We start from the raw sequence: 8959 nt of genomic DNA, 5'->3' as shown, positions 1-8959 counted from the left end.
TGGTGACCCGTGCCCGTAGCGGCACTAGTCCTTGGTCACGCGATTGACTTCCTCGAGGCTGGTCAGCCCCCCCATTACCTTCATCAGGCCGGCGCGACGCAGGTCCTCGATGCCTTCCTTCTCCGCCTGTTCCGCGAGCTGCATGGAGTTGTAGCCCTCCAGGATCCCGCGCTGCATGTCCTCGCTGATCGGCATCACCTGGTAGATCCCCAGGCGGCCCTTGTAGCCGTTGGTGCACTGGTCGCAGCCGACGGCGCGGTAGGCGGTCACGCCGGCCTGGATGTCGGCGTCGGTGAAGCCTTCCTTGCGCAGCACCTCTTCCGGCAGCTGTTCCGGCTCCTTGCAGTTCGGGCACAGCCGGCGCGCCAGGCGCTGGGCGATGATCAACAGGATGGAGGAGGCGATGTTGTACGGCGGCACGCCCATGTTCGCCAGACGTGTCAGCGTCTGGGGCGCGTCGTTGGTATGCAGTGTCGACAGCACCAGGTGACCGGTCTGGGCCGCCTTGATCGCGATCTCGGCGGTCTCCAGGTCGCGGATTTCCCCGACCATGATCACGTCCGGATCCTGGCGCAGGAAGGCGCGCAGGGCACTGGCGAAGGTCAGGCCGACCTTGGGGTTGATGTTGACCTGGTTGACCCCCGGCATGTTGATTTCGGACGGGTCCTCGGCGGTGGAGATGTTGCGGTCCGCGGTATTCAGGATCCCGAGCCCGGTGTAGAGGGACACCGTCTTCCCGGAACCGGTCGGGCCGGTCACCAGGATCATGCCGTAGGGCCGGCTGAGCGCCTGCAGGTACGCCTCCTTCTGGTGTTCCTCGTAGCCCAGCTGGTCGATCCCCATGGAGGCGCTGTTGGGATCGAGGATACGCATCACGATCTTTTCGCCATACAGCGTCGGCAGCGACGAGACACGGAAGTCGATCGCGCGGGTGCGAGAGAGCTTCAGCTTGATGCGCCCGTCCTGCGGTACGCGGCGTTCGGCGATGTCCATGCGCGACATCACCTTGACGCGCGCGGTGATGCGCGGCGCCAGGGAATTGGGCGGATGGGCGACCTCGTGCAGCACACCGTCGATGCGGAAGCGCACGCGGAAATCCTTCTCGAACGGTTCCAGGTGGATGTCCGAGGCCTTGCGGTTGATCGCGTCCATCAGGAGTTTGTTGACGAAGCGCACCACCGGCGCATCGTCCGCGCCCTCGGCGGTATCCGAGGTCTCCTTGTCCTCGTCGCCCGATTCGATGGCCAGGCTGTCCAGGCCGTCGTCGCCCAGGTCGTCCATCAGGGACGAGGCGGCGCTCAGGGCGCTGTCGACCATGCGGTCGAGCTTGTGCGGTTCGACCAGCACGGCCTCCACCGGCATCCCGGTGGCGAACTTGAATTCGTCGGTGGCCCCGAGGTTGGTCGGATCGGATACGGCGATGTAGAGCCGATTGCCCCGCACCATCAGCGGCAGGGCATGGTGTTTCTGGATCAGCTTCTCGTTGAGATGATCCTTGGGCAGCAGTTCGGGGTCGAAGCTGGCAAGATCGAACACCGGCAGTCCGAATTCCTCGGCGGCGGCTTCCACCAACCGTGCCTCGGCAACCTGTCCCTTAGTCGCCAGCAGGGTCATCAGGGGCGTTTGCTGGGACTGGGCCTCCTCGACCAGCTGGGAGGCGATGTCCTCCGCGATCAGGCCGGCCTCGACCAGGCGCTTCGCCAGCCCGGGTAGCCGCGGTGCCGTAGTGGTGTTCGCCATGGGCCTCTACGTATACAAACCAGTGATGGGCCACACTCTACGTGCGTCCGTGGCGGAAGGGAAACGCGCTGGCGGACCATGAGCGCCCCTGCTGTGCACCCGATCATAGGAATCAACCCCGCAGAAGACAAGGCTGCTGCGATCCCGGGAAGTGCATTCCGCAGGGTGCTTGACGCTGCGCTTCGCGCTGGTTCAGAATACGCGGCTTGATCGAGGAGGGATACCCAAGCGGTCAACGGGGGCAGACTGTAAATCTGCTGGCTCAGCCTTCGGAGGTTCGAATCCTCCTCCCTCCACCATCGGGTTTTTCAAGCCAGCGGCCTGTAGCGGGCGGTGGTTAGGCAAGCCAGGGTTCTGCGGGTGTAGTTCAATGGTAGAACCTCAGCCTTCCAAGCTGATGATGTGGGTTCGATTCCCATCACCCGCTCCAGTTCTGGTGCGTCCTGTTGCCGACAGGTCGACCGAGGCCCTGGCGGCAGATGTAGTTCGGCTCATGTAGCTCAGTCGGTAGAGCACTTCCTTGGTAAGGAAGAGGTCACCGGTTCGAATCCGGTCATGAGCTCCATATTAATGTCAGCGTACAACCTGCGTCGCTGTAGAGTTTAGCGTCACGATCCGGGGAAGCGAGAGATGTCCAAGGAAAAGTTCGAGCGTAAGAAGCCGCATGTGAATGTGGGGACGATTGGTCATGTGGACCATGGGAAAACGACGCTGACGGCGGCGATGACGGCGGTGCTGGGCAAGAAGTACGGCAGCGAGGCCCGTGCGTTTGACCAGATCGACAATGCGCCGGAAGAGAAGGCGCGCGGTATTACGATTGCGACCGCGCACGTCGAGTACGAGTCGGACACGCGTCACTATGCGCACGTCGACTGCCCCGGGCACGCGGACTATGTGAAGAACATGATCACGGGTGCGGCGCAGATGGACGGCGCGATCCTGGTGGTGTCGGCGGCCGACGGCCCGATGCCGCAGACCCGCGAGCACATCCTGCTGGCGCGTCAGGTGGGTGTGCCGTACATCGTGGTGTTCCTGAACAAGGCCGACATGGTCGACGATCCGGAGCTGCTCGAGCTGGTCGAGATGGAAGTGCGCGACCTGCTGTCCTCCTACGACTTCCCGGGTGACGATACCCCGGTGGTGACCGGTTCCGCGCTGAAGGCGCTGGAAGGTGACGAGAGCGAAGTGGGCGCCCCGGCGATCTACAAGCTGGTCGAGGCGATGGACAGCTGGATTCCGGAGCCCGAGCGTGCCGTGGACGGTGCGTTCCTGATGCCGGTGGAAGACGTCTTCTCGATCTCCGGTCGTGGCACCGTGGTGACCGGTCGCGTCGAGCGGGGCGTGGTGAAGGTCGGCGAGGAAATCGAGATCGTCGGCATTCGCGACACCCAGAAGACCACCGTCACTGGCGTCGAGATGTTCCGCAAGCTGCTGGACCAGGGCGAGGCGGGCGACAACGTCGGCATCCTGCTGCGCGGTACCAAGCGTGACGACGTGCAGCGGGGTCAGGTGCTGTGCAAGCCGGGTTCGATCACCCCGCACACGCACTTCGAAGCCGAGGTGTACATCCTGGGCAAGGAAGAGGGCGGTCGTCATACGCCGTTCTTCAACGGGTACCGTCCGCAGTTCTACTTCCGCACGACCGACGTGACGGGTTCGGTGGAGCTGCCGGAAGGCACCGAGATGGTGATGCCGGGTGACAACGTGAAGATGACGGTGTCCCTGATCAATCCGATCGCGATGGAAGACGGTCTGCGCTTTGCGATCCGCGAAGGCGGCCGCACCGTCGGCGCCGGCGTCGTCTCCAAGATTATTGAGTGAACCAGATGGCTAACCAGCGCATTCGAATTCGTCTGAAGGCCTTTGATCATCGACTGATCGACCGTTCCGCGGCCGAAATCGTCGAGACCGCAAAGCGGACCGGTGCCCGGGTCAAGGGCCCGATCCCGCTGCCGACCAAGAGCGAGGCGTATACCGTCCTGGTCTCCCCGCACGTCAACAAGGACGCGCGCGACCAGTACGAGCTGCGCACGCACAAGCGACTGATGGATATCCTCGATCCGACCGACAAGACCGTGGATGCCCTGATGAAGCTCGATCTGGCCGCGGGCGTCAATGTTCAGATCAGGCTTAACTAACGTTAAATTTTCTGCCATACTATTGGGCTTTCCGTGGCCCGGCGGAATTTTCGCCGGGCCACGGCTTTAGGGCGCTTGATAGCGCCGTCTGATACGGAAGGGGTTTTGTAATGGCTCTTGGACTCATCGGTCGCAAGCTCGGCATGTCGCGCGTCTTTACCGAAGACGGCGTCTCCGTGCCGGTCACGGTGCTGCAGGTGGACAACAATCGCGTGGTCCAGATCAAGCGCACTGAAGGCGACGGCTACAACGCGGTCCAGGTGACGGCGGGCTCGCGCAAGCCGTCCCGGGTAAGCAAGCCGGAGGCCGGCCACTTCGCCGCCGCGTCGGTGGAGCCGGGCCGCGGCCTGTGGGAATTCCGCGTCGACGAGGCCGACCTTGAAGGCCTGGCCGCCGGTGACGCGATCACCGTCGACCGCTTCGAGGAAGGGCAGACGGTCGACGTGACCGCGCAGAGCAAGGGCAAGGGCTTTCAGGGTGCGGTGAAGCGTCACAACTTCCGCACCCAGGACGCGACCCATGGCAACTCGCTGGCGCATCGCGCTCCGGGTTCCATCGGTCAGAACCAGAGCCCCGGTCGCGTGTTCAAGGGCAAGAAGATGGCCGGCCACATGGGCGCCGAGCGCAAGACCATCCAGAACCTGAAGGTGGTGCGTGTCGATGCCGATCGCAGCCTGGTCCTGGTTCAGGGTGCCGTGCCGGGCGCGCCGAGTTCCGACGTGATGATCCGTCCGGCCGTGAAGGCGAAGGGTTAAGACAATGCAAGTAACGACTGCCGATACCGGGGCCAGCGTCGAGCTGTCCGCCGTCTGCTTCGAGCGGGAATTCAATGAATCCCTGGTGCATCAGAGCGTGGTCGCTCAGCTCGCCGGTGCCCGTAGTGGCACGCGCGCCCAGAAGACCCGCGCTCAGGTCAGCGGAGGCGGCATCAAGCCGTTCCGCCAGAAGGGCACCGGTCGCGCCCGGGCCGGCACGATCCGCAGCCCGCTGTGGACGGGTGGTGGCAAGGTGTTCGCCGCGCGCACCCAGGATTTCTCGCAGAAGCTGAACAAGAAGATGTATCGCGCCGCGATGGCGTCGATCCTCTCCGAGCTTCTGCGCCAGGACCGCCTGAAGGTCGTGGCCGGATTCAGCGTCGAATCGGGCAAGACCCGCGACGGTGTGGCCAAGCTCAAGGAGCTGGGGCTGGAAAAGGGCCTGGTGGTCCTGGCCGAGGAAGACGCGATGACCGAACGTGCCCTGGGTAATGTCCCGCACGTGGACGTGGTCGACGTCAACGGCGTCAATCCCGCCAACCTGGTCGGGGCCGAGACGGTCGTGATCACGGAAGGCGCCATCCGCAAGCTCGAGGAGTGGCTGGCATGAACTCGCGTCTGATGCAGATTATTCAGGGTCCGGTGGTGTCCGAGAAGTCGACCAACGCCGGGGAAGTCGGCCAGTACGTGTTCCGCGTGCTGCCGGACGCCGACAAGGCCGAGATCAAGGCCGCGATCGAGAAACTGTTCGAGGTGCGCGTGCAGCAGGTCCGTACGCTGAACCAGCAGGGCAAGAACAAGCGTTTCGGTCGCCAGTTCGGGCGTCGTAACCACTGGAAGAAGGCCTACGTCGCGCTCGCCGAGGGCGAGAGCATCGACATGGGTGAAGGAGAACAGGTCTAGTCATGGCGATTATCAAGACCAATCCGACCTCGGCCGGGCGCCGCCACGCGGTGCAGATCCGCGGCGACGGCCTGCACAAGGGTGCGCCGCATGCCGCGCTGGTCGAGAAGCAGACGCGCTCGGGCGGTCGCAACAACGCGGGCCGGATCACCACCCGTCACGTGGGCGGTGGCCACAAGCAGCGCTATCGCATCGTCGACTTCAAGCGGAACAAGGACAACGTCCCGGGCAAGGTCGAGCGCCTGGAATATGATCCGAACCGGAGCGCCCATTTGGCACTGGTACTGTACGCGGACGGCGAACGTCGGTACATTATCGCGCCTCGCGGCCTGAAGCAGGGGGACGCGGTGCACAGCGGCTCCCAGGCCCCCATCCGGGTGGGCAACGCGATGCCGCTGCGCTCGATTCCGGTCGGCACGGTGATTCATTGCATCGAGATGAAGCCGGGCAAGGGCGCGCAGATTGCGCGTTCGGCCGGCGCCTCGGCCCAGGTCGTGGCCCGCGAGGGTGCCCACGCGACGATCCGGCTGCGCTCCGGCGAGATGCGTCGCATCCCGTCGGAATGCCGCGCCACAGTCGGCGAAGTCGGGCACACCGAGCACAGCCTGAAGAAGTTCGGGAAGGCCGGTGCCAAGCGCTGGATGGGCGTTCGCCCGACCGTGCGCGGTACCGCGATGAACCCGGTCGATCACCCGCATGGCGGTGGTGAAGGTCGCAACTTCGGGCGTCACCCGGTGACCCCGTGGGGCCGCCCGACCAAGGGTTACAAGACCCGCAACAACAAACGTACCGACGGCATGATCGTGCGTCGGCGCAAGAAGTAACGGAGTGCCAGCATGCCGCGTTCACTGAAAAAAGGCCCGTTCGTCGATCACCACCTGCGCAAGAAGGTGGAAGAGGCGCACGAGAAGAACGATCGCCGGCCGATCAAGACCTGGTCGCGCCGCTCGATGATCATTCCGCAGATGGTGGGACTCACCCTCGCGGTACACAACGGGCGTCAGCATGTTCCGGTGCTGGTCAACGAAAACATGGTCGGCCACAAGCTGGGCGAGTTTGCGTTGACGCGGACCTTCAAGGGTCACATCGCCAACAAGAAGTCGCGCTGAGGACGAACGATGGAGACGATTGCAAAACTGCGCTACGCGCGCATCTCGCCGCAGAAGACGCGGCTGGTCGCCGACCAGGTTCGTGGCATGCGCGTCGAGGAAGCTCTGAACGAGCTGACCTTCAGTGCGAAGAAGCCGGCCGCCATCGTGAAGAAGGTGCTGGAGTCCGCGATCGCCAATGCGGAGAACAACGACGGCGCCGACATCGACGAGCTGCGCATCTCGCGCATCCAGGTCGACGAGGGCCCCGTGCTGAAGCGCATGCAGGCGCGTGCCAAGGGGCGCGGCAACCGCATCATGAAGCGCACCAGTCACATCGTGATTGGCGTTAGCGAGAAGGGAGCGAACTAACCATGGGTCAGAAAGTACATCCAACCGGCATCCGGCTGGGCATTTCTCGCCCGTGGTCGGCCACCTGGTACGCCGACGGCCGCGAGTTCGGCGAGACGCTGAACAATGACATCAAGCTGCGCACGTTTCTGCAGAAGAAACTTGCCCATGCTTCGGTAAGCCGCATTACGATCGAACGCCCGGCCAAGGCCGCGCACATCACCATCCATACGGCGCGTCCGGGGATCGTGATTGGCAAGAAGGGCGAGGACATCGAGAAGCTGCGCCGTGAAGTCGCGGCCGAGACCGGCCTGGACCAGGGCAACGTCAAGATCAACATCGAGGAAGTGCGCAAGCCCGAGATCGAGGCGCAGCTGGTGGCGGAAGGCATCGCCCAGCAGCTGGAGCGCCGCATCATGTTCCGTCGCGCGATGAAGCGCGCTGTGGGCAACGCGATGCGCCTGGGTGCGCAGGGTATCAAGGTCCACGTGTCCGGCCGCCTGAACGGCGCCGAGATCGCGCGTTCCGAATGGTACCGCGAAGGGCGCGTGCCGCTGCACACCCTGCGTGCGGACATCGACTACGGCTTCGCCGAGGCCCGTACCACGTACGGGATCATCGGTGTGAAGGTGTGGATCTTCAAGGGCGAAGTCTTCGGTCTGGAACCGGTCGAAGGGACGCGCGCTGCGGCCAACGCGAGCTAGGACATAGACCATGTTGCAGCCAAAAAGAACCAAATTCCGCAAGCAGTTCAAGGGCCGGAACCGGGGCATGGCCTCCACCGGCGCGAAGGTCAGCTTCGGCGAATACGGCCTGCAGGCCGTGGAGCGTGGTCGGATTACCGCGCGCCAGATCGAAGCCGCGCGGCGCGCGATGGTGCGCCACATCAAGCGTGGCGGGAAGATCTGGATCCGGGTATTCCCGGACGTGCCGGTGACCAAGAAGCCGCTTGAAGTGCGTATGGGCAAGGGCAAGGGCGGTGTCGAATACTGGGTCTGCAAGATCCAGCCGGGCCGTGTGCTCTACGAAATGGAAGGCGTGCATGAAGACGTGGCCCGCGAGGCCATGCGTCTGGCCGCCGCCAAGCTCCCGGTCAAGACGGTCTTCACCCGTCGGCAGGTGATGTAATGAAAGCAGAAGAACTCAGAAAGAAGTCGGACGACGATCTGAATCAGGAGCTGGAAGCGCTCTACAAGGAGCAGTTCGGTCTCCGCATGCAGAAGGCGGTCGGGCAGCTCGCGCGGCCGGATCGCGTCGGCAAGGTGCGGCGCGAGATCGCGCAGATCAAGACGCTGATGAATGAACGCAGAAGGGCAGGCTAAGAAGATGACCGAAGAAGGTTCCAAGAATCAGCGTTCCGTCGTGGGGCGGGTGATCAGCGACAAGATGGACAAGACCCGCACGGTCCTGGTCGAGCGTCGCGTGCGTCATCCGCTGTATGGCAAGTTCATCCGCCGCAGCACGAAACTGCACGTCCATGACGAGGAGAATGTCTCGCGCATGGGCGACCGGGTTCGTATCCGTGAATGCCGGCCGGTTTCCAAGCAGAAGCGCTTTGCCCTGATCGAAGTGGTCGGGCAGGACGCGCTCTGAATCGGCTGCCAGGAGATAAGTCATGATTCAAATGCAGACCGTGCTCGAGGCCGCCGACAACAGCGGCGCCCGACGCATCCAGTGCATCAAGGTGCTGGGCGGCTCGCACCGCCGGTATGCCCGCGTGGGCGATGTCATCAAGGTGAGCGTCAAGGACGCGATCCCGCGTGGCAAGGTCAAGAAGGGCGACGTGTACGACGCCGTTGTGGTGCGTACCGCGTCCGGCGTGCGGCGCCCGGATGGCTCGATCATCCGCTTCGACCGCAACGCCGCGGTCCTGCTGAACAACCAGCACCAGCCGATCGGCACCCGTATCTTCGGGCCGGTGACGCGTGAACTGCGAGGGGAGAAGTACATGAAGATTATCTCCCTCGCCCCGGAAGTGCTGTGA

General features: G+C 63.8%; 14 protein-coding genes and 3 tRNA genes. 16 read left to right on the top strand and 1 reads right to left on the bottom strand.

Annotated features, from left to right (window positions below):
- Window positions 1-24 precede the first annotated feature (24 nt).
- The gene (pilB, locus tag F572_RS0108230; RefSeq protein WP_017942802.1) at window positions 25-1740 is read right to left on the bottom strand and encodes a type IV-A pilus assembly ATPase PilB; all 1716 of its coding nucleotides are present in this window, start codon (window positions 1738-1740) and stop codon (window positions 25-27) included.
- Between the two features lie 214 nt (window positions 1741-1954).
- Here pilB and F572_RS0108225 point away from each other — a divergent pair.
- The 16 genes from F572_RS0108225 (at window position 1955) to rplN (ending at window position 8959) form a co-directional block, all read left to right on the top strand.
- A tRNA-Tyr gene (locus F572_RS0108225) sits at window positions 1955-2039 on the top strand.
- Between the two features lie 57 nt (window positions 2040-2096).
- Window positions 2097-2170 (top strand) — tRNA-Gly (locus tag F572_RS0108220).
- A 59-nt stretch (window positions 2171-2229) separates the two neighbouring features.
- Window positions 2230-2305 (top strand) — tRNA-Thr (locus F572_RS0108215).
- A 65-nt stretch (window positions 2306-2370) separates the two neighbouring features.
- A complete protein-coding gene (gene tuf, locus F572_RS0108210; protein WP_018158434.1) occupies window positions 2371-3561 on the top strand; it encodes an elongation factor Tu in 1191 nt (396 codons plus the stop codon).
- 5 nt (window positions 3562-3566) lie between these two features.
- A complete protein-coding gene (gene rpsJ, locus F572_RS0108205) occupies window positions 3567-3878 on the top strand; it encodes a 30S ribosomal protein S10 (RefSeq protein ID WP_017941070.1) in 312 nt (103 codons plus the stop codon).
- A 110-nt stretch (window positions 3879-3988) separates the two neighbouring features.
- Entirely contained in the window at window positions 3989-4633 is a 645-nt protein-coding gene (gene rplC / locus F572_RS0108200; protein WP_017941071.1) for a 50S ribosomal protein L3, read from the top strand.
- Between the two features lie 4 nt (window positions 4634-4637).
- Window positions 4638-5243, top strand: a complete 606-nt coding sequence (gene rplD / locus F572_RS0108195; protein WP_017941072.1) for a 50S ribosomal protein L4 — start codon at window positions 4638-4640, stop codon at window positions 5241-5243.
- The gene (gene rplW / locus F572_RS0108190) at window positions 5240-5536 is read left to right on the top strand and encodes a 50S ribosomal protein L23 (protein WP_017941073.1); all 297 of its coding nucleotides are present in this window, start codon (window positions 5240-5242) and stop codon (window positions 5534-5536) included. The genes rplD and rplW overlap by 4 nt, the downstream gene beginning before the upstream one ends.
- A 2-nt stretch (window positions 5537-5538) precedes the next feature.
- Window positions 5539-6360 carry a 50S ribosomal protein L2 gene (gene rplB, locus F572_RS0108185; RefSeq protein WP_017941074.1) on the top strand — a complete coding sequence of 274 codons (822 nt, stop codon included), beginning with the start codon at window positions 5539-5541 and terminating at the stop codon, window positions 6358-6360.
- A gap of 12 nt (window positions 6361-6372) precedes the next feature.
- Entirely contained in the window at window positions 6373-6645 is a 273-nt protein-coding gene (gene rpsS, locus F572_RS0108180; protein WP_017941075.1) for a 30S ribosomal protein S19, read from the top strand.
- A gap of 9 nt (window positions 6646-6654) precedes the next feature.
- Entirely contained in the window at window positions 6655-6996 is a 342-nt protein-coding gene (gene rplV, locus F572_RS0108175) for a 50S ribosomal protein L22 (RefSeq protein WP_017941076.1), read from the top strand.
- Between the two features lie 2 nt (window positions 6997-6998).
- Window positions 6999-7679 carry a 30S ribosomal protein S3 gene (rpsC, locus tag F572_RS0108170; protein ID WP_017941077.1) on the top strand — a complete coding sequence of 227 codons (681 nt, stop codon included), beginning with the start codon at window positions 6999-7001 and terminating at the stop codon, window positions 7677-7679.
- Window positions 7680-7689: 10 nt separating this feature from the next.
- Window positions 7690-8103: a 50S ribosomal protein L16 gene (gene rplP / locus F572_RS0108165; RefSeq protein ID WP_017941078.1), complete on the top strand. Its 414-nt coding sequence runs from the start codon at window positions 7690-7692 to the stop codon at window positions 8101-8103.
- A complete protein-coding gene (rpmC, locus tag F572_RS0108160) occupies window positions 8103-8297 on the top strand; it encodes a 50S ribosomal protein L29 (protein ID WP_017941079.1) in 195 nt (64 codons plus the stop codon). Before rplP ends, rpmC begins: the two co-directional genes overlap by 1 nt.
- A 4-nt stretch (window positions 8298-8301) precedes the next feature.
- Window positions 8302-8568, top strand: coding sequence for a 30S ribosomal protein S17 (gene rpsQ, locus F572_RS0108155; protein WP_017941080.1), 267 nt, complete (start codon window positions 8302-8304; stop codon window positions 8566-8568).
- A 22-nt stretch (window positions 8569-8590) separates the two neighbouring features.
- The gene (gene rplN, locus F572_RS0108150; protein WP_017941081.1) at window positions 8591-8959 is read left to right on the top strand and encodes a 50S ribosomal protein L14; all 369 of its coding nucleotides are present in this window, start codon (window positions 8591-8593) and stop codon (window positions 8957-8959) included.

The sequence above is a fragment of the Thioalkalivibrio sp. ALE14 genome (assembly GCF_000376845.1).
In the GTDB taxonomy this organism is placed as follows: domain Bacteria; phylum Pseudomonadota; class Gammaproteobacteria; order Ectothiorhodospirales; family Ectothiorhodospiraceae; genus Thioalkalivibrio.
Note: the sequence above shows the minus strand (reverse complement) of the source record. Positions and strands in the feature narration are given on the sequence as shown.

Excerpts from the sequence above, each read along its gene's own strand:
- pilB (WP_017942802.1), bottom strand. The coding sequence starts at position 1,740 with ATGGCGAACACCACTACGGCACCGCGGCTACCCGGGCTGGCGAAGCGC.
- tuf (WP_018158434.1), top strand. The coding sequence starts at position 2,371 with ATGTCCAAGGAAAAGTTCGAGCGTAAGAAGCCGCATGTGAATGTGGGG.
- rpsJ (WP_017941070.1), top strand. The coding sequence starts at position 3,567 with ATGGCTAACCAGCGCATTCGAATTCGTCTGAAGGCCTTTGATCATCGA.
- rplC (WP_017941071.1), top strand. The coding sequence starts at position 3,989 with ATGGCTCTTGGACTCATCGGTCGCAAGCTCGGCATGTCGCGCGTCTTT.
- rplD (WP_017941072.1), top strand. The coding sequence starts at position 4,638 with ATGCAAGTAACGACTGCCGATACCGGGGCCAGCGTCGAGCTGTCCGCC.
- rplW (WP_017941073.1), top strand. The coding sequence starts at position 5,240 with ATGAACTCGCGTCTGATGCAGATTATTCAGGGTCCGGTGGTGTCCGAG.
- rplB (WP_017941074.1), top strand. The coding sequence starts at position 5,539 with ATGGCGATTATCAAGACCAATCCGACCTCGGCCGGGCGCCGCCACGCG.
- rpsS (WP_017941075.1), top strand. The coding sequence starts at position 6,373 with ATGCCGCGTTCACTGAAAAAAGGCCCGTTCGTCGATCACCACCTGCGC.
- rplV (WP_017941076.1), top strand. The coding sequence starts at position 6,655 with ATGGAGACGATTGCAAAACTGCGCTACGCGCGCATCTCGCCGCAGAAG.
- rpsC (WP_017941077.1), top strand. The coding sequence starts at position 6,999 with ATGGGTCAGAAAGTACATCCAACCGGCATCCGGCTGGGCATTTCTCGC.
- rplP (WP_017941078.1), top strand. The coding sequence starts at position 7,690 with ATGTTGCAGCCAAAAAGAACCAAATTCCGCAAGCAGTTCAAGGGCCGG.
- rpmC (WP_017941079.1), top strand. The coding sequence starts at position 8,103 with ATGAAAGCAGAAGAACTCAGAAAGAAGTCGGACGACGATCTGAATCAG.
- rpsQ (WP_017941080.1), top strand. The coding sequence starts at position 8,302 with ATGACCGAAGAAGGTTCCAAGAATCAGCGTTCCGTCGTGGGGCGGGTG.
- rplN (WP_017941081.1), top strand. The coding sequence starts at position 8,591 with ATGATTCAAATGCAGACCGTGCTCGAGGCCGCCGACAACAGCGGCGCC.